This window comes from Streptomyces sp. SID14436 (assembly GCF_010548465.1).
Taxonomy (GTDB): domain Bacteria; phylum Actinomycetota; class Actinomycetes; order Streptomycetales; family Streptomycetaceae; genus Streptomyces.
This window is the reverse complement of record NZ_JAAGMD010000389.1, coordinates 1-19,131: the sequence shown is the minus strand read 5'-3', so window position 1 is coordinate 19,131 and position 19,131 is coordinate 1. Positions and strand designations below refer to the sequence as shown.

Below are 19,131 nucleotides of genomic sequence, written 5' to 3'. Positions count from 1 at the left end.
CCCGCCCCACGCCCCCGGCCCCCGGCACGCCTCCGTCGCGCCGCCGCCGGACACCACGGGCCATGTGCCGCTGCCGCCCGGCGGCCCCGTCGCCGTCCCCGCCGCACCGCAGACCGCCGCCCCCGACCCGTCGGGCACGGCCATCGCGGTCCTGCTCATAGGCCCCGCCGGGGCGGGCAAGACCAGCGTCGCCAAGTACTGGGCGGACCACCGCCGGATGCCGACCGCGCACATCAGCCTCGACGACGTGCGCGAATGGGTCCGCTCCGGCTTCGCCGACCCGCAGACCGGCTGGAACGACAACTCCGAGGCGCAGTACCGCCTCGCCCGCCGCACCTGCGGCTTCGCCGCCCGCAACTTCCTCGCCAACGGCATCTCCTGCATCCTCGACGACGCCGTGTTCCCCGACCGTCCCGTCGTCGGCCTCGGCGGCTGGAAGCGCCACGTGGGCCCCGGCCTGCTGCCGGTCGTCCTGCTGCCGGGCCTGGACATCGTCCTGGAGCGCAACGCGGAACGCAGCGGCAACCGGCGCCTCAGCGACGAGGAGGTCGCCCGCATCCACGGCCGCATGGCCGGCTGGTACGGCTCGGGACTGCCCATCATCGACAACTCCCAGCTCGGCATCCCGGAGACCGCCAAGCTGCTGGACGACGTCCTCGCCCGGTCGCTCGCCAGCCCCCCGGCCTGGTGACGCGGCGGCCGTAGGGAGGGTGTCGGCGGCCCCTTCACCCGGTCGCCGCGGGCGGCGTGCGTCCCACCTGGAGGCATGCCGCCGCGGCCCCCGCTCGGCCCCTCTCGACCGGCGGCATCCGGCCACCGCTCATAGGCTCGGGTCATGTCAGAGGTGTACGCGGCCCGCAGGGCCCGGCTCAGGGAATGCTGCAACGCCGGGGGCAGCGCGGCGGCGCTCGTCTCCCGGCCCGCCAACGTGCGCTACCTGGCGGGTGCCGCGCCGGAGGGCGCCGTGCTCCTGCTGGGCCCGGCCGAGGACCTCCTGGTCTGCGGCAGCCCGCCCGACGACCGGGTCCCGCACGCCCGGCCCGACGAGGCGCTGCGCCGGCACGTGGTGTCCGGCGGCGCCGGTGATCCCGCGGTCGCCGCCACCGGCCTCGCCGCCGCCGGGGGCGCCGACTCCCTCGCGGTCGAGGAGCACCACCTCACCGTCGCCCGGCACCGCGCCCTGCGGTCCGTCGCTCCGGGCCTGCGCCTGGCCGACGTCGGCGGCGCCGTCGAGCAGCTGCGCGTGATCAAGGACGAGGAGGAGATCTCCTGCCTGCGCATCGGCGCCGAGATCACCGACCAGGCCCTCGGCGAGCTGCTGGAGTCCATCCTCGTCGGCCGCACCGAACGGCACCTCGCCCTGGAGCTGGAGCGCCGCCTCGTCGACCACGGAGCCGACGGCCCGGCCTTCCCCACCTCGGTCGCCACCGGCCCGAACGCCGGCCGGCGCGGACACCGGCCCACCGACCGCCGGGTGGAGGAGGGCGACTTCCTCTCCGTCTGCCTCGGCGCCGCCTACCGCGGATACCGCTGCGAGATCGGCCGTACGTTCGTCATCGGCACCGCTCCGGCGGCCTGGCAGATCGAGCTGTACGACCTCGTTTTCGCCGCCCAGCGGGCCGGCCGGGAGTCCCTCGTACCCGGCGCCGCCTGCCGCGATGTCGACCACGCCGCCCGGCAGGTACTGGACTCGGCCGGGTACGCTCAGGCCCTTCCGGCGCTCACCGGTCACGGCGTCGGACTCGAAATCGACGAGGACCCTCAGTTGGGCCCGGCGGCCATGGGTAAACTGGACGCTTGCGTGCCGGTCACCGTCGAACCGGGGGTCCACCTCCCCGGGCGGGGCGGTGTCCGGATCGATGACACGCTCGTCGTACGCCCCGAGGCGGACGGCGGACCCGAGCTACTCACCATCACGACCAAGGAGCTGCTCGCGCTGTAGCCGCGCCGAGTGCCTGCCCCGGGTCGTCTCACGTCAGTCCAGGAGATTCCGCAACGTGGCTTCCACGAACGACCTCAAGAACGGCATGGTGCTCAAGCTGGAAGGCGGCCAGCTCTGGTCCGTCGTCGAGTTCCAGCACGTCAAGCCCGGCAAGGGCCCGGCCTTCGTCCGCACCAAGCTGAAGAACGTGCTGTCCGGCAAGACCGTCGACAAGACCTTCAACGCCGGCGTCAAGGTCGATACGGCCACCGTCGACAAGCGCGACATGCAGTTCTCCTACATGGACGGCGACTACTTCGTCTTCATGGACATGGAGACCTACGACCAGCTGCACATCGACCGGAAGCTGGTCGGCGACGCCGCCCACTTCCTCGTCGAGGGCTTCGAGGCCACGGTGGCCACGCACGAGGGCGAGGTGCTCTTCGTCGAGCTGCCCGCCGCCGTCGAGCTGACCGTCCAGGACACCGAGCCGGGCGTGCAGGGCGACCGCTCCACCGGCGGCACCAAGCCCGCCACGCTGGAGACCGGCCACCAGATCCAGGTCCCGCTCTTCATCGTCACCGGCGAGAAGATCAAGGTCGACACCCGTACCAGCGACTACCTCGGCCGGGTGAACGGCTAACCGTGGCTGCCCGCAACACGGCCCGCAAGCGCGCCTTCCAGATCCTCTTCGAGGGCGACCAGCGCGGTGCCGACGTCCTGACGGTCCTCGCGGACTGGATCCGGCACTCCCGGACCGACACCCGGCAGCCGCCGGTGAGCGAGTACACGATGCAGCTGGTCGAGGGCTACGCGGAGCACGCGCAGCGCATCGACGAGCTCATCGCCCAGTACTCCGTCGGCTGGACGCTCGACCGGATGCCCGTCGTCGACCGCAGCATCCTGCGCCTCGGTGCCTACGAGCTGCTGTGGGTCGACGAGACGCCGGACGCCGTCGTGCTCGACGAAATGGTGCAGCTGGCCAAGGAGTTCTCCACCGAAGAGTCGCCGTCGTTCATCAACGGTCTGCTCGGCCGGCTGAAGGAGCTCAAGCCCTCGCTGCGCCGGGAGTAGGAACGGCGCGGAGCAGGAACGCCGGGACCAGGCGCACGCCCCGTGACGCACGCGGGGCGCCCGCCCGCCCAGCCACCGACGGCCCGCGGCCCGCAAGAGCCGCGGGCCGTTCGCATGCCCGCGCCCCGGCCGGGTGCGTTGGTGCGTCCGGGTGACGTTCCGCGCCTGCCCACCCGCCCACCGGGGCGGCGCGGGCACCGTCCCCGCACACGGAAACCGCCGGGGTGGCGGGAACCTGCGACAGGTTCCCGCCACCCCGGCGGTACGTTTCTGCTCGACCCGCGGTGCGGTCAGCTCTCCTCGTGCGTGGCGACCGCGCGCCGCGCGTCCGCGTCCAGCACGCCCCAGCTGATCAGCTGCTCCGTGAGGACCGAGGGCGACTGGTCGTAGATGACGGCGAGGGTGCGCAGGTCGTCCTGGCGGATCGAGAGCACCTTGCCGTTGTAGTCGCCGCGCTGGGACTGGATCGTCGCCGCGTAGCGCTGCAGGGGACCCGCCTTCTCGGCCGGCACCGTGGCCAGCCGCTCCAGGTCCAGGACCAGCTTGGGCGGCGGCTCGGCGGCGCCGCCCGGGGTCGTGCCGGGCAGCAGCTCCTGCACCGGCACGCCGTAGAAGTCCGCCAGCTCCGCGAGGCGCTGCACGGTCACGGCGCGGTCACCGCGCTCGTAGGACCCGACCACGACCGCCTTCCAGCGTCCCTGGGACTTCTCCTCGACACCGTGGAGGGAAAGGCCCTGCTGGGTGCGGATCGCCCGGAGCTTGGCCCCGAGCTGTTTGGCGTATTCGCTGGACATATAGCTCCCCGGCACTGTGTCTACGCGTCCGGCCTGGTTTCCAAGCCGCGCGGCTGGTAACTCACTGTGAGGTTACGCAGCGTTACTCTCGCCCGTCAAGCCGAATGGTCCACCCCGACTCTTCCGTGGTAACCAAGATCGGCTGCTCCGATCGGGTGATTCGGGGGGTGATCGGGGGGCGCGTCGGCCCCCGGCCGCCACCTGGTAGCGTAGGGGCCGCACATCCGACGTCCTTTAAGGTCCGTCCCGTGAGGCGGAGAAGGAGGTCCGTTTCCCATGGACGAACAGCAGGACACACAGTCCGGTGCGCGGCCCGTTCTCGAAGGCCCCGACATCGCGCGGGTACTGACCCGCATCGCCCACGAGATCGTCGAACGCGCCAAGGGCGCCGACGACGTGGTGCTCCTCGGCATCCCGACGCGGGGCGTCTTCCTCGCCCAGCGCCTCGCCGCCAAGCTGGAGCAGATCACCGAGCGCAAGGTCCCGGTCGGCTCGCTCGACATCACCATGTACCGCGACGACCTGCGCATGCACCCCCCGCGTGCCCTGGCCCGCACCGAGATCCCCGGTGACGGCATCGACGGCCGCCTGGTCGTCCTCGTCGACGACGTGCTCTTCTCCGGCCGGACCATCCGCGCCGCCCTCGACGCGCTGAACGACATCGGGCGCCCGCGCGCGGTGCAGCTCGCCGTCCTCGTCGACCGCGGCCACCGCGAACTGCCCATCCGCGCCGACTACGTCGGCAAGAACCTCCCCACGTCGCTGCGGGAGACGGTCAAGGTCCTGGTCGTCGAGGAGGACGGTCGCGACACCGTGCTGCTCGGCGCCAAGCAGACCACCCAGTAGCGCTTCGGCACGCCCGTCGGCGGGCGTGCGGGTGCACGCCGCCCGCCCGCGCCCCCGGCTGCCCGGATCGCCTGACTTTCCCGCTTTTTCCGCATGAACTGTCTTACGGAGCCTGACAGATGCAGCGTCATCTCATCTCGGCCGCCGACCTCTCCCGCGACGACGCCGTCCTGATCCTCGACACCGCCGAGGAGATGGCCCGGGTCGCCGACCGGCCGATCAAGAAACTCCCCACCCTGCGCGGCCGCACCGTCGTCAATCTCTTCTTCGAGGACTCCACCCGGACCCGGATCTCCTTCGAGGCCGCCGAGAAGCGGCTGTCCGCGGACGTCATCAACTTCACCGCCAAAGGATCCAGCCTCTCCAAGGGCGAGTCCCTGAAGGACACCGCCCAGACCCTGGAGGCCATGGGCGTCGACGCCGTCGTCATCCGGCACAGCGCCTCCGGCGCCCCCTACCGGCTGGCCACCTCCGGATGGATCGACGCCACCGTCGTCAACGCCGGCGACGGCACCCACCAGCACCCCACCCAGGCCCTGCTGGACGCCTTCACCATGCGCCGCCGCCTGGTCGGCCGCGACGCCGGACTCGGCAAGGACCTCGAAGGACGCCGCATCACCCTGGTCGGCGACATCCTGCACAGCAGGGTCGCCCGCTCCAACGTCGACCTGCTGCACACCCTCGGCGCCGAGGTCACCCTCGTCGCCCCGCCCACCCTGCTGCCGGTCGGCGTCGGGACCTGGCCCTGCGAGGTCTCCTACGACCTCGACTCCACGCTCACCAAGTCCGACGCGGTGATGCTGCTGCGTGTGCAGCGCGAGCGGATGAACGACGCGTTCTTCCCCACCGAGCGTGAGTACTCCCGCCGCTACGGCCTCGACGGCGACCGCATGCGCAAGATGCCCGACCACGCCATCGTGATGCACCCCGGCCCGATGGTCCGCGGCATGGAGATCACCGCCGAGGTCGCCGACTCCGACCGCTGCACCGTCGTGGAGCAGGTCGCCAACGGCGTCTCCATCCGGATGGCCGTCCTCTACCTGCTGCTCGGCGGCAACGAGCCCGCCCTCACCCACGCCCGCGCGACCGAGGAGAAGTAAGACCATGAGCAAGACCCTGATCCGCGGTGCGAAGGTGCTCGGCGGCACAGCCCAGGACGTCCTGATCGACGCCGGCACCGTCGCCGAGGTCGGCACCGGCCTGTCCGCCGAGGGCGCCGAGGTCGTCGAGGCCGACGGCAAGGTGCTGCTGCCCGGCCTCGTCGACCTGCACACCCACCTGCGCGAGCCCGGCCGCGAGGACTCCGAGACCGTCCTCACCGGCACCCGGGCCGCGGCGAGCGGCGGCTACACCGCCGTGTTCGCCATGGCCAACACCTTCCCCGTCGCCGACACCGCCGGCGTCGTCGAGCAGGTCTGGCGGCTCGGCAAGGAGCACGGCTACTGCGACGTGCGGCCCGTCGGCGCCGTCACCGTCGGCCTGGAGGGGCAGAAGCTGGCCGAGCTGGGCGCGATGCACGAGTCCGCGGCCGGCGTCACCGTCTTCTCCGACGACGGCAAGTGCGTCCACGACGCCGTGATCATGCGCCGGGCCCTGGAGTACGTGAAGGCGTTCGACGGCGTCGTCGCCCAGCACGCCCAGGAGCCGCGCCTGACCGAGGGCGCCGAGATGAACGAGGGCGTCGTCTCCGCCGAACTCGGGCTCGGCGGCTGGCCGGCCGTCGCCGAGGAGTCGATCATCGCCCGGGACGTGCTGCTCGCCGACCACGTCGGCTCCCGCGTCCACATCTGCCACCTGTCGACCGCCGGCTCCGTCGAGATCGTCCGCTGGGCCAAGGCCCGCGGCATCCGGGTCACCGCCGAGGTCACCCCGCACCACCTGCTCCTCACCGACGAGCTGGTGCGCACCTACAACCCGGTCTACAAGGTCAACCCGCCGCTGCGCACCGAGCGGGACGTGCTCGCCCTGCGCGAGGCGCTGGCCGACGGCACCATCGACATCGTCGCCACCGACCACGCCCCGCACCCGCACGAGGACAAGGACTGCGAGTGGGCCGCCGCCGCCATGGGCATGGTCGGCCTGGAGACCGCGCTGTCCGTGGTGCAGGAGACCATGGTCGACACCGGCCTGCTGGACTGGGCCGGCGTCGCCGAGCGGATGTCCTTCGCGCCCGCCCGGATCGGGCGGGCCGCCGGCCACGGCCGTCCCGTCTCGGCTGGTGAGCCCGCCAACCTCACCCTCGTCGACACGGCATACCGTGGATCCGTGGACCCCGCGGGCTTCGCCTCGCGCAGCCGCAACACCCCCTACGAGGGCCGCGAGCTGCCGGGCCGTGTCACCCACACCTGGCTCCGGGGCAAGGCCACCCTCGTCGACGGGAAGCTCACGTGACACCTGTACTCCTGCTGGCCGCCGAGAAGGAATCGGCGGAAGTGACCGACTGGGCCGCCCGCATCGGCTGGGTGGTCGGCCTCGCCCTCTTCGTCGTCTTCGTCTACTGGCTGATGCGCGAGGGCTGGAAGTGGCGCGGCACGCTCCAGGGCGACCTGCCCGAGCTGCCGACCGCGCCGGACGACCCCGGCCCCGCCCGGCTGACGATGAGCGGCCGCTACCACGGCTCCACCACCGCCGGCCAGTGGCTCGACCGCATCGTGGCCCGCGGCCTGGGCACCCGCAGCCGGGCGGAGCTCACGCTCACCGACGCGGGAGTGGACGTCGTCCGCCCCGGGGCCGGCGACTTCTTCGTCCCGGCCGCCGCCCTGCGCGGCGCCCGCCTCGACAAGGGCATCGCCGGCAAGGTCCTCACCGAGGGCGGCCTGCTCGTGGTGACCTGGGCCCACGGCGAACGGCTCATCGACTCCGGCTTCCGCTCCGACCGCGCGGCCGAGCACACCGAGTGGGCCGACGCCCTCAACCACATGATCTCCACCACGGAAGGCGCACGATGACAACCTCCACCAGGGGGACCGCGAGGGTTCCCGCCGTACTCGTCCTGGAGGACGGCCGGGTCTTCCGCGGCCGCGCCTACGGGGCGGTGGGGGAGACCTTCGGCGAAGCGGTGTTCTCCACCGGCATGACCGGCTACCAGGAGACCCTCACCGACCCGTCCTACCACCGCCAGGTCGTCGTGATGACCGCCCCGCACGTCGGCAACACCGGCGTCAACGACGACGACCCCGAGTCGAAGCGCATCTGGGTCGCCGGCTACGTGGTGCGCGACCCCGCCCGGGTGCCCTCCAACTGGCGCTCCCGCCGCACCCTCGACGACGAACTGGCCGCCCAGGGCATCGTCGGCATCAGCGGCATCGACACCCGCGCCCTGACCCGGCACCTGCGCGAGCGGGGCGCCATGCGCGTCGGCATCTTCAGCGGCGACGCCGTGCGCGAGGACGCCGCGCTGCTCGCCCAGGTCCGGGAGGTGCCCGCGATGGAGGGCGCCGACCTGGCCGGCGAGGTCGCCACCACCGAGCCGTACGTGGTCCCCGCGGAGGGCGAGAAGAAGTTCACCGTCGCCGCGATCGACCTCGGCATCAAGGGCATGACCGCCCAGCGCATGACCCAGCGCGGCATCGAGGTGCACATCCTGCCCCCGACCGCCACCGTCGACGACGTCTACGCCGTCGAGCCCGACGGGGTGTTCTTCTCCAACGGCCCCGGCGACCCCGCCACCGCCGACCACGCGGTCGCCGTCATGCGGGGCGTGCTGGAGCGCGGCACCCCGCTGTTCGGGATCTGCTTCGGCAACCAGATCCTCGGCCGCGCCCTCGGCTTCGGCACCTACAAGCTGAAGTACGGCCACCGCGGCATCAACCAGCCGGTGCAGGACCGCGCGACCGGCAAGGTCGAGGTCACCTCGCACAACCACGGCTTCGCCGTCGACGCCCCCCTCGACACGGTCTCCGACACCCCGTTCGGCCGCGCCGAGGTGTCCCACGTGTGCCTCAACGACAACGTGGTGGAAGGACTGCGGCTGCTCGACCGGCCCGCCTTCAGCGTCCAGTACCACCCCGAAGCGGCGGCGGGCCCGCACGACGCCGCGTACCTGTTCGACCGCTTCGTCTCCCTGATGGAGGGCCAGCGTGCCTAAGCGCTCCGATATCCGGTCCGTCCTGGTCATCGGCTCCGGCCCGATCGTCATCGGACAGGCCGCCGAGTTCGACTACTCCGGCACCCAGGCGTGCCGCGTCCTCAAGGCCGAGGGCCTGCGCGTCGTCCTGGTCAACTCCAACCCGGCGACGATCATGACCGACCCGGAGATCGCCGACGCCACCTACGTCGAGCCGATCACCCCGGACTTCGTCGAGAAGATCATCGCCAAGGAGCGGCCCGACGCCCTGCTGCCCACCCTGGGCGGCCAGACGGCCCTCAACACGGCCATCGCCCTGCACGACAACGGCGTCCTGGAGAAGTACGGCGTCGAACTGATCGGCGCCAACGTGGAGGCGATCCACAAGGGCGAGGACCGCGACCGGTTCAAGGAGGTCGTCGAGGCGGTCCGCCGCAAGATCGGGCAGGGCGAGTCCGCCCGCTCCTACATCTGCCACTCCATGGACGACGTCCTCAAGGGCGTCGAGGAACTCGGCGGCTACCCGGTCGTGGTCCGCCCCTCCTTCACCATGGGCGGCGCCGGATCCGGCTTCGCCCACGACGAGGACGAGCTGCGCCGCATCGCCGGCCAGGGCCTGACCCTCTCGCCGACCACCGAGGTGCTCCTGGAGGAGTCCATCCTCGGCTGGAAGGAGTACGAGCTGGAGCTGATGCGCGACAAGCACGACAACGTCGTGGTCGTCTGCTCCATCGAGAACTTCGACCCCATGGGCGTGCACACCGGCGACTCCATCACCGTCGCGCCCGCGATGACGCTCACCGACCGCGAGTACCAGACCCTGCGGGACATCGGCATCGCGGTCATCCGCGAGGTCGGTGTCGACACCGGCGGCTGCAACATCCAGTTCGCGGTGAACCCCGAGGACGGGCGGATCATCGTCATCGAGATGAACCCCCGGGTCTCCCGCTCCTCCGCGCTCGCCTCCAAGGCGACCGGCTTCCCCATCGCCAAGATCGCCGCGAAGCTGGCCGTCGGCTACACCCTCGACGAGATCCCCAACGACATCACGCGCGAGACCCCGGCCTCCTTCGAGCCGACCCTCGACTACGTCGTCGTCAAGGCCCCCCGGTTCGCCTTCGAGAAGTTCCCCAGCGCCGACTCCACCCTCACCACCACCATGAAGTCGGTCGGCGAGGCCATGGCCATCGGCCGCAACTTCACCGAGGCGTTCCAGAAGGCGCTGCGCTCGCTGGAGAAGAAGGGCAGCCAGTTCACCTTCGTCGGCGAGCCCGGCGACAAGGCCGAGCTGCTGCGCGAGGCGGTCCGCCCCACCGACGGCCGGATCAACGCGGTCATGGGGGCCATCCGCGCGGGCGCCACGCCCGAGGAGGTCTTCGAGGCCACGAAGATCGACCCGTGGTTCGTCGACCAGCTGTTCCTCATCAAGGAGATCGCCGACGAGCTGGCCGCGGCCCCCGAGCTGACCCACGACCTGCTCGCCGAGGCCAAGCGGCACGGCTTCTCCGACCAGCAGATCGGCGAGATCCGCGGACTGCGCGAGGACGTCGTCCGCGAGGTCCGCCAGATCCTCGGCATCCGCCCGGTCTACAAGACGGTCGACACCTGCGCCGCCGAGTTCGCCGCGAAGACCCCGTACTTCTACTCCTCCTACGACGAGGAGAGCGAGGTCGCGCCTCGCGAGAAGCCCGCCGTCATCATCCTGGGCTCCGGCCCCAACCGCATCGGCCAGGGCATCGAGTTCGACTACTCCTGCGTCCACGCCTCCTTCGCGCTGTCCGACGCCGGGTACGAGACCGTGATGGTCAACTGCAACCCGGAGACCGTCTCCACCGACTACGACACCTCCGACCGGCTCTACTTCGAGCCGCTCACCCTGGAGGACGTCCTGGAGATCGTCCACGCCGAGCAGCAGGCGGGCCCGGTCGCGGGCGTCGTCGTCCAGCTCGGCGGGCAGACCCCGCTGGGCCTCGCCCAGGCGCTCAAGGACAACGGCGTGCCCATCGTCGGCACCCCGCCGGAGGCCATCCACGCCGCCGAGGACCGCGGCGCCTTCGGCCGGGTCCTGAAGGAGGCCGGCCTGCCCGCCCCCAAGCACGGCACCGCCACCGCCTTCGCCGAGGCCAAGGCCATCGCCGACGAGATCGGCTACCCCGTGCTGGTCCGCCCGTCCTACGTGCTCGGCGGACGCGGCATGGAGATCGTCTACGACGAGGCCCGGCTGGAGTCCTACATCGCCGAGTCCACGGAGATCAGCCCCTCCCGGCCGGTGCTGGTCGACCGCTTCCTCGACGACGCCATAGAGATCGACGTGGACGCGCTGTACGACGGCGAGGAGCTCTACCTCGGCGGCGTCATGGAGCACATCGAGGAGGCCGGCATCCACTCCGGCGACTCGGCGTGCGCCCTGCCCCCGATCACCCTCGGCGGCTTCGACATCAAGCGGCTGCGCGCCTCCACCGAGGGCATCGCCCGCGGGGTCGGCGTGCGCGGTCTGATCAACATCCAGTTCGCCCTCTCCGGCGACATCCTGTACGTCCTGGAGGCCAACCCGCGCGCCTCGCGCACCGTCCCCTTCACCTCGAAGGCGACCGCGGTGCCGCTGGCCAAGGCCGCCGCGCGGATCTCGCTGGGCGCCACCATCGCCGAACTGCGCGCCGAGGGCCTGCTCCCGGCCTCCGGCGACGGCGGCGAGCTGCCGCTGGACGCGCCGATCTCCGTCAAGGAGGCCGTGCTGCCCTGGGCCCGCTTCCGGGACATCCACGGCCGCGGCGTCGACACCGTCCTCGGCCCGGAGATGCGCTCCACCGGCGAGGTCATGGGCATCGACTCCGTCTTCGGCACGGCCTACGCCAAGTCGCAGGCGGGCGCCTACGGGCCGCTGCCCACCAAGGGCCGGGCCTTCATCTCGGTCGCCAACCGCGACAAGCGGTCGATGATCTTCCCGGCGCGCGAGCTGGTCGCCCACGGCTTCGAACTGCTCGCCACCTCCGGCACCGCCGAGGTCCTCAAGCGCAACGGCATCAACGCCACGGTGGTGCGCAAGCAGTCCGAGGGCACCGGGCCGAACGGCGAGAAGACCATCGTGCAGCTCATCCACGACGGCGAGGTCGACCTCATCGTCAACACCCCCTACGGCACCGGCGGCCGCCTCGACGGCTACGACATCCGTACGGCGGCGGTGGCCCGCTCCGTGCCCTGCCTGACCACCGTGCAGGCGCTCGCCGCCGCCGTGCAGGGCATCGACGCCCTGCACCGGGGCGAGGTGGGCGTCCGATCGCTCCAGGAACACGCGGACCATCTGACCGCGGCCCGCGACTAGCAGCGAGCAGGGGGACACCGTCGACGAGGTGTCCCCCTCCTCATGAGGACACTGGGACACATTCGACGATGTACGACCTCTTCTTCCGCCTGTTCTTCCAGCGGATGGACCCGGAGCGGGCGCACCACCTCGCCTTCCGCTGGATCCGCCGGGTGGCGAGCGTGCCGGTGCTGCGCACCTTCGTCGCCGCCGTCCTGGCCCCCCGCCACCGGGAACTGCGCACCGAGGCTCTCGGGCTGCGCCTGCACAGCCCCCTGGGGCTCGCGGCCGGGTTCGACAAGAACGCCGTCGGCATCGACGGCATGGCCATGCTCGGCTTCGACCACGTCGAGATCGGCACGGTGACCGGGCAGCCGCAGTCCGGCAACCCCCGGCAGCGGCTGTTCCGGCTGGTGCCCGACCGGGCCCTGATCAACCGCATGGGCTTCAACAACGAGGGCTCGCTGGCCGTCGCCGCCCGCCTCGCCTCCCGCACGCCCGTCTTCCGCACGGTCGTCGGGGTCAACATCGGCAAGACCAAGGTGGTCCCCGAGGCGGAGGCGGTCGCCGACTACGTGACGTCGGCGGAGCGCCTGGCGCCGCACGCCGACTACCTCGTGGTCAACGTCTCCTCACCGAACACGCCCGGACTGCGCGACCTGCAGGCCGTCGGTCACCTGCGCCCGCTGCTGACCGCCGTGCGCGAGGCCGCCGACCGGTCGGTCCCCGCGCGCCGCGTCCCGCTGCTGGTCAAGATCGCGCCGGACCTCGCCGACGACGACGTCGACGCGGTCGCCGACCTGGCAGTGGAGCTCGGCCTGGACGGGATCATCGCCACCAACACCACCATCGCCCGCGACGGGCTCGGCCTGCGCTCCGACGAGACGCTCGTGCAGGAGACCGGCGGCCTGTCCGGCGCCCCGCTCAAGGAGCGCTCCCTCCAGGTGCTGCGACGGCTGTACGCGCGTGTGGGCGACCGGATCACCCTCGTGGGCGTCGGCGGCATCGAGACCGCCGAGGACGCCTGGCAGCGCATCCTGGCCGGCGCCACCCTGGTCCAGGGCTACAGCGCGCTCGTCTACCGGGGCCCCTTCTGGTGCCGGGACCTGCACAAGGGGCTGGCCGCCCGGCTGCGCACCAGCCCGTACCCCACGCTCGCCGACGCGGTGGGCGCCGACGTGAGGAGCACGGCATGAGCGGACTCGACCCCTTCGGCCTGCGGCTGCGCCGGGCGATGGACGCGCGCGGCCCGCTGTGCGTCGGCATCGACCCGCACGCCTCCCTGCTGGCCCAGTGGGGCCTGGGCGACGACGTCGCCGGCCTGGAGCGGTTCAGCCGCACCGTCGTCGAGGCGGTCGCGGACCGGGTCGCCGTGCTGAAGCCGCAGAGCGCGTTCTTCGAGCGCTTCGGGTCCCGGGGCGTGGCCGTGCTGGAACGGACGGTGCGGGAGGCCCGGGAGGCCGGCGCGCTGGTGGTGATGGACGCCAAGCGCGGCGACATCGGCTCCACCATGGCCGCCTACGCCGAGTCGTTCCTGCACAAGGACGCCCCGCTGTTCTCCGACGCGCTCACCGTCTCCCCGTACCTGGGCTACGGCTCGCTCGCCCCGGCCGTCGCGCTGGCCCGGGAGAGCGGCACCGGGCTGTTCGTACTGGCGCTGACGTCCAATGCGGAGGGGCACGAGGTGCAGCACGCGGTGCGCGCCGACGGACGCACCGTCGCGGCCACCGTGCTGGGGCACCTCGCGGCCGAGAACGCGGGCGAGGAGCCGCTGGGCTCCTTCGGCGCGGTGGTCGGCGCCACGCTCGGCGATCTCGCGGAGTACGACCTGGACATCGGCGGACCGCTGCTCGCGCCCGGCATCGGCGCGCAGGGGGCCACGGCCGCCGACCTGCCGGCGGTGTTCGGCAGCGCGGTGCGCAACGTCGTGCCGAACGTCAGCCGGGGAGTGTTGCGCCACGGTGCCGACGTCGTCGCTCTGCGTGACGCCGCGGACCGGTTCGCGGAGGAGATCAGGACCGCGGTGGCCTCGGCGTGAGCGCCCGACGAGGGGTTCTCGGGAGGCCGGTGGCCTGGATGCACCCGCGAATCGCGTGCAATATGTCCTTTATGTCGGCTCTTGCAAAGGCTGACCTGGACTTTTCCGCTGTTCTCGCTGACTCTGGCCGAGTTGGCCGCTAGTCTCCGACGCAGAGTGAACGGGCTAGCGTGTTGCTCGTGGCTCCCCAGGTGTGGGGCGACTAGGTTCCTCACCGGTCCGTATCCGACAGTTCGACATCCGAGGTGACGTAGGCGTGGCTCTTCCGCCCCTTACCCCTGAACAGCGCGCAGCCGCGCTCGAAAAGGCCGCCGCGGCTCGCCGGGAGCGGGCCGAGGTCAAGAATCGACTCAAGCACTCCGGCGCCTCCCTCCACGAGGTCATCAAGCAGGGCCAGGAGAACGACGTCATCGGCAAGATGAAGGTCTCCGCCCTGCTCGAGTCCCTGCCCGGCGTCGGCAAAGTCCGCGCCAAGCAGATCATGGAGCGTCTGGGCATCTCCGAGAGCCGCCGCGTGCGGGGTCTCGGATCCAACCAGATCGCGTCCCTGGAGCGGGAGTTCGGCAGCACCGGCTCCTGAGTCCCGGGCGCTGAGGGATTCCTGGAATAATCGCCGTATGGCAGCAACACCCCGGGGGACGTCCCCCGAACCCCCGGACGCACGTCCGCGGCTGACCGTGCTCTCCGGCCCCTCCGGGGTCGGCAAGAGCACGGTCGTCGCCCATATGCGCAAGAAGCACCCCGAGGTCTGGCTCTCGGTGTCGGCGACGACCCGCAAGCCCCGCCCCGGCGAACAGCACGGCGTCCAGTACTACTTCGTCACCGACGAGGAGATGGACAAGCTGATCGCCAACGGCGACCTGCTGGAGTGGGCCGAATTCGCCGGTAACCGCTACGGCACGCCCCGCGGGGCCGTGCTGGAGCGCCTGGAGGCGGGCGTGCCCGTCCTGCTGGAGATCGACCTCCAGGGCGCCCGGCAGATCCGCGAGACCATGGCCGAGGCCCAGCTGGTGTTCCTGGCCCCTCCCTCGTGGGAGGAGCTGGTGCGCCGGCTCACGGGCCGGGGCACCGAGTCGCCCGAGGTGATCGAGCGCCGTCTGCTGGCCGCGAAGACGGAACTGGCGGCGGAGCCGGAGTTCGATACGACCCTGGTCAACACCTCCGTCGAGGACGTGGCCCGCGAGCTGCTAGCCTTGATGAACGTCGAGTGATCCTGAGCGATCGTTCAGTGATCGTCCGAACAGCATCTTTCCCATCCATCGGAAGGTAGAGCGTGTCCTCTTCCATCTCCGCGCCCGAGGGCATCATCAACCCGCCGATCGACGAGCTCCTCGAGGCCACGGACTCGAAGTACAGCCTCGTGATCTACGCGGCCAAGCGGGCCCGCCAGATCAACGCGTACTACTCGCAGCTCGGTGAGGGTCTCCTCGAGTACGTCGGTCCCCTCGTCGACACGCACGTCCACGAGAAGCCGCTCTCGATCGCGCTGCGCGAGATCAACGCGGGACTGCTGACCTCCGAGGCCGTCGAGGGCCCCGGTCAGTAAGCAAGCACCAGGTGCAGCGTCCAGCTGACCTCACTGCAGACCCGGCAGGCCGCCTGCCGGGTCTGTGGTGTGTCATGGGGTCGTACGTTTTCCGGATCGGGGAGTGACGGTGGACAAGCCGAAGGTCGTCCTGGGCGTCAGCGGCGGCATCGCCGCCTACAAGGCGTGCGAGCTGCTGCGGCGGCTGACGGAGTCGGGACACGACGTCCGCGTCGTGCCCACCGCCTCCGCGCTGCACTTCGTCGGCGCCGCCACCTGGTCCGCCCTGTCCGGGAACCCGGTGTCCACCGAGGTGTGGGACGACGTCCACGAGGTGCCGCACGTCCGCATCGGCCAGCAGGCCGACCTGGTCGTCGTCGCCCCCGCCACGGCCGACACGCTCGCCCGGGCCGCCCACGGCCTGGCCGACGACCTGCTCACCAACACCCTGCTCACCGCCCGCTGCCCGGTGGTCTTCGCCCCCGCCATGCACACCGAGATGTGGGAGCACCCCGCCACCCAGGACAACGTGGCGACCCTCCGCGCGCGCGGCGCCGTCGTCGTCGAGCCGGCCGTCGGCCGCCTCACCGGCGTCGACACCGGCAAGGGGCGGCTGCCCGACCCCGCGGAGATCTTCGAGGTCTGCCGCCGGGTCCTCGCCCGCGGCACCGCCGGACCCGACCTCGCCGGACGCCACGTCGTCGTCAGCGCCGGAGGCACCCGCGAGCCGCTGGACCCCGTCCGCTTCCTCGGCAACCGCTCCTCCGGCAAGCAGGGCTACGCCCTCGCCCGCACCGCCGCCGCCCGGGGCGCCCGGGTCACCCTGGTCGCCGCCAACGCCGCCCTGCCGGACCCGGCCGGGGTCGACGTCGTGCCCGTCGGCACGGCCCTGGAACTGCGCGAGGCGGTGATCCGGGCGGCCGCCGACGCCGACGCCGTGGTCATGGCGGCCGCCGTCGCCGACTTCCGCCCGGCCGCCTACGCCGCCGGGAAGATCAAGAAGAAGGACGGCCAGGAGCCCGAGCCGGTCGCCCTGGTCCGCAACCCCGACGTACTGGCGGAGATCGCCGCCGGCCGGGCCCGGCCCGGACAGGTGATCGTCGGCTTCGCCGCCGAGACCGACGACGTCCTCGCCAACGGCCGCGCCAAGCTCAAGCGCAAGGGCTGCGACCTGCTCGTCGTCAACGAGGTGGGCGAGCGCCGCACCTTCGGGTCGGAGGAGAACGAGGCCGTGGTGCTGGGCGCCGACGGCAGCGAGACACCCGTCCCGCACGGTCCCAAGGAAGCCCTGGCCGACACGGTCTGGGACCTGGTCGCCGGCCGGCTCGCCTGAGGACGCGCGGGCGGGCCCGACGTCACCCGAAACGCTCCGTGCGCGGGCGTGGCGCCTCTGGTCAATGACCCCCGGCTGCGGGCAGAATGCCCGTGCCGCAGGTCACAGCGCTCCCGAGAGGCGAGACAGGGAGGCCCGCGGCGGAGCGCGACCGATAAACTGTCCGACGGACGGCGCCGGGTGCAGCCCCCGCCGTCCGCCAATGATCAGCCAGCAGCCGCTGCAACCCCAGGGAGCATTGTGTCCCGTCGTCTGTTCACCTCGGAGTCCGTGACCGAGGGTCACCCCGACAAGATCGCTGACCAGATCAGCGACACCATCCTCGACGCCCTCCTGCGTGAGGACCCCACCTCGCGCGTCGCCGTCGAGACCCTGATCACGACCGGTCTGGTGCATGTGGCCGGTGAGGTCACGACCAAGACGTACGCGGACATCGCGACGCTGGTCCGCAACAAGATCCTCGAGATCGGCTACGACTCGTCGAAGAAGGGCTTCGACGGTGCCTCCTGCGGTGTCTCGGTGTCCATCGGCGCGCAGTCCCCGGACATCGCGCAGGGCGTCGACACGGCCTACGAGACCCGCGTCGAGGGCGACGACGACGAACTGGACCGGCAGGGCGCCGGCGACCAGGGCCTGATGTTCGGCTACGCGACGGACGAGACGCCGACGCTGATGCCGCTGCCCGTCTTCCTCGCCCACCGCCTGTCCAAGCGCCTGTCCGACGTGCGCAAGAACGGCACGATCCCCTACCTCCGCCCCGACGGCAAGACCCAGGTCACCATCGAGTACGACGGCGACAAGGCGGTCCGGCTGGACACCGTCGTGGTCTCCTCCCAGCACGCCAGCGACATCGACCTGGAGTCGCTGCTGGCCCCCGACATCCGCGAGTTCGTCGTGGAGCCGGAGCTGAAGGCGCTGCTCGACGAGGGCATCAAGCTGGACACCGAGAACTACCGTCTGCTGGTCAACCCCACCGGACGCTTCGAGATCGGCGGTCCGATGGGCGACGCCGGCCTCACCGGCCGGAAGATCATCATCGACACCTACGGCGGCATGGCCCGCCACGGCGGCGGCGCCTTCTCCGGCAAGGACCCGTCCAAGGTGGACCGCTCGGCCGCGTACGCGATGCGCTGGGTCGCGAAGAACGTGGTGGCGGCCGGTCTGGCCTCGCGCTGCGAGGTCCAGGTGGCGTACGCCATCGGCAAGGCGGAGCCGGTCGGCCTGTTCGTGGAGACCTTCGGCACCGCCAAGGTCGACACCGACCGGATCGAGCGGGCCATCGACGAGGTCTTCGACCTGCGTCCGGCCGCGATCATCCGCGACCTGAACCTGCTCCGCCCGATCTACTCCCAGACCGCCGCCTACGGCCACTTCGGCCGTGAGCTGCCCGACTTCACCTGGGAGCGCACCGACCGCGTCGACGAGCTGCGCAAGGCCGCCGGGCTGTAGTCCGGCCCTCCAGTCCTCCAGGGCCCGGCACCCCGCCGACGGGGTGCCGGGCCCCGCGCGTCGCCGCCGGAGCCCTCGCGGGGCGGCCCGCGGGCGCCCGGCTGTCGGTGCCGTTTGGTAAGAATGCAAGCGTGAGCAGCGAGAACGGACAGGCGGACGGCGATGCGCGGGACGCACCGCCGGAGCAGCTCGCGCTCATCCGGGAGACCGTCCGCGCGGCGCGCGTCCCCCGGGCCAAGCCGCGGACCTGGCGGGGCGCCGCCCTGGCCGGCGAGCTGCCGGTCGCCCGCGTCCTCGTCGACAAGGGCGTCCTCCACCTCGACCGCTACTTCGACTACGCCGTGCCCGAGGAACTCGACGCCGACGCCCAGCCGGGTGTCCGGGTCCGCGTGCGGTTCGGCGCCGGACGGCACCGGGTGCGCGACGGGCGGCGCGAGGGCGGCGGGCTGATCGACGGGTTCCTCGTCGAGCGGCGCGCCGAGTCCGACTACTCCGGGCCCCTCGCCGCGCTCGCCCAGGTCGTCTCGCCCGAACCGGTGCTCAGCGAGGAACTGCTCTCTCTCGCCCGCGCCGTCGCCGACCGCTACGCGGGCAGCGTCGCCGACGTCCTCCAGCTCGCGGTGCCCCCGCGCAACGCCCGCGCCGAGAAGCGCCCCTCGCCCGACCCGCTGCCGCCCCCCGAGGCGCCCGAGCCGGGCTCCTGGGCGCGCTACGAGCAGGGGCCGGGGTTCCTGCGGGCGCTGGCCGCCGGAGGCGCCCCACGGGCCGTGTGGAACGCGCTGCC

At 71.9% G+C, this 19,131-nt stretch carries 18 protein-coding genes and 1 pseudogene; 18 read left to right on the top strand and 1 reads right to left on the bottom strand.

Annotated elements, in window-relative coordinates; all coding sequences use genetic code 11:
- From G3I53_RS13530 to nusB, 4 genes are all read left to right on the top strand, one after another.
- On the top strand, positions 1-691 hold a 691-nt coding region (locus tag G3I53_RS13530), incomplete at its 5' end, for an AAA family ATPase (RefSeq protein WP_239063859.1).
- A gap of 144 nt (positions 692-835) precedes the next feature.
- Positions 836-1,942 (top strand): aminopeptidase P family protein, encoded by a 1,107-nt coding sequence (locus tag G3I53_RS13525; protein WP_164438377.1) that lies wholly within the window; start codon positions 836-838, stop codon positions 1,940-1,942.
- 55 nt (positions 1,943-1,997) lie between these two features.
- On the top strand, positions 1,998-2,564 hold the full coding sequence (gene efp, locus G3I53_RS13520; RefSeq protein ID WP_164338205.1) for an elongation factor P: 567 nt from the start codon (positions 1,998-2,000) through the stop codon (positions 2,562-2,564).
- Between the two features lie 2 nt (positions 2,565-2,566).
- Positions 2,567-2,995: a transcription antitermination factor NusB gene (gene nusB, locus G3I53_RS13515; protein ID WP_164338206.1), complete on the top strand. Its 429-nt coding sequence runs from the start codon at positions 2,567-2,569 to the stop codon at positions 2,993-2,995.
- A gap of 290 nt (positions 2,996-3,285) precedes the next feature.
- On the opposite strand, the gene bldD is transcribed toward nusB, so the two are convergent.
- Complete coding sequence (gene bldD / locus G3I53_RS13510) at positions 3,286-3,789, bottom strand: transcriptional regulator BldD (RefSeq protein WP_086170636.1); 504 nt, start codon at positions 3,787-3,789, stop codon at positions 3,286-3,288.
- Between the two features lie 276 nt (positions 3,790-4,065).
- On the opposite strand from bldD, the gene pyrR reads away from it, so the two are divergent.
- From pyrR to G3I53_RS13440, 14 genes and pseudogenes are all read left to right on the top strand, one after another.
- Complete coding sequence (pyrR, locus tag G3I53_RS13505) at positions 4,066-4,635, top strand: bifunctional pyr operon transcriptional regulator/uracil phosphoribosyltransferase PyrR (RefSeq protein ID WP_164338207.1); 570 nt, start codon at positions 4,066-4,068, stop codon at positions 4,633-4,635.
- A 119-nt stretch (positions 4,636-4,754) separates the two neighbouring features.
- Positions 4,755-5,735 carry an aspartate carbamoyltransferase catalytic subunit gene (locus G3I53_RS13500; protein ID WP_164338208.1) on the top strand — a complete coding sequence of 327 codons (981 nt, stop codon included), beginning with the start codon at positions 4,755-4,757 and terminating at the stop codon, positions 5,733-5,735.
- A gap of 4 nt (positions 5,736-5,739) precedes the next feature.
- Positions 5,740-7,026 (top strand): dihydroorotase, encoded by a 1,287-nt coding sequence (locus G3I53_RS13495; RefSeq protein WP_164338209.1) that lies wholly within the window; start codon positions 5,740-5,742, stop codon positions 7,024-7,026.
- Entirely contained in the window at positions 7,023-7,583 is a 561-nt protein-coding gene (locus tag G3I53_RS13490) for a hypothetical protein (protein ID WP_164338210.1), read from the top strand. Before G3I53_RS13495 ends, G3I53_RS13490 begins: the two co-directional genes overlap by 4 nt.
- Positions 7,580-8,722 (top strand): glutamine-hydrolyzing carbamoyl-phosphate synthase small subunit, encoded by a 1,143-nt coding sequence (gene carA / locus G3I53_RS13485; RefSeq protein ID WP_164338211.1) that lies wholly within the window; start codon positions 7,580-7,582, stop codon positions 8,720-8,722. The genes G3I53_RS13490 and carA overlap by 4 nt, the downstream gene beginning before the upstream one ends.
- Positions 8,715-12,023, top strand: a complete 3,309-nt coding sequence (carB, locus tag G3I53_RS13480) for a carbamoyl-phosphate synthase large subunit (RefSeq protein WP_164338212.1) — start codon at positions 8,715-8,717, stop codon at positions 12,021-12,023. The genes carA and carB overlap by 8 nt, the downstream gene beginning before the upstream one ends.
- A 68-nt stretch (positions 12,024-12,091) precedes the next feature.
- Positions 12,092-13,198, top strand: a complete 1,107-nt coding sequence (locus G3I53_RS13475; RefSeq protein ID WP_164338213.1) for a quinone-dependent dihydroorotate dehydrogenase — start codon at positions 12,092-12,094, stop codon at positions 13,196-13,198.
- Positions 13,195-14,040, top strand: a complete 846-nt coding sequence (pyrF, locus tag G3I53_RS13470) for an orotidine-5'-phosphate decarboxylase (protein ID WP_164338214.1) — start codon at positions 13,195-13,197, stop codon at positions 14,038-14,040. Before G3I53_RS13475 ends, pyrF begins: the two co-directional genes overlap by 4 nt.
- 256 nt (positions 14,041-14,296) lie before the next feature.
- Positions 14,297-14,620 carry an integration host factor gene (locus G3I53_RS13465; RefSeq protein ID WP_003977346.1) on the top strand — a complete coding sequence of 108 codons (324 nt, stop codon included), beginning with the start codon at positions 14,297-14,299 and terminating at the stop codon, positions 14,618-14,620.
- A 37-nt stretch (positions 14,621-14,657) separates the two neighbouring features.
- Positions 14,658-15,251, top strand: a complete 594-nt coding sequence (gene gmk / locus G3I53_RS13460) for a guanylate kinase (protein WP_164338215.1) — start codon at positions 14,658-14,660, stop codon at positions 15,249-15,251.
- Positions 15,252-15,313: 62 nt separating this feature from the next.
- The gene (rpoZ, locus tag G3I53_RS13455) at positions 15,314-15,586 is read left to right on the top strand and encodes a DNA-directed RNA polymerase subunit omega (protein ID WP_004933985.1); all 273 of its coding nucleotides are present in this window, start codon (positions 15,314-15,316) and stop codon (positions 15,584-15,586) included.
- A gap of 109 nt (positions 15,587-15,695) precedes the next feature.
- On the top strand, positions 15,696-16,898 hold the full coding sequence (coaBC, locus tag G3I53_RS13450) for a bifunctional phosphopantothenoylcysteine decarboxylase/phosphopantothenate--cysteine ligase CoaBC (RefSeq protein WP_164343104.1): 1,203 nt from the start codon (positions 15,696-15,698) through the stop codon (positions 16,896-16,898).
- 240 nt (positions 16,899-17,138) lie between these two features.
- The gene (gene metK / locus G3I53_RS13445) at positions 17,139-18,347 is read left to right on the top strand and encodes a methionine adenosyltransferase (protein WP_164333580.1); all 1,209 of its coding nucleotides are present in this window, start codon (positions 17,139-17,141) and stop codon (positions 18,345-18,347) included.
- Positions 18,348-18,478: 131 nt separating this feature from the next.
- A pseudogene (locus G3I53_RS13440) lies at positions 18,479-19,131 on the top strand (hypothetical protein); the annotation flags it as partial.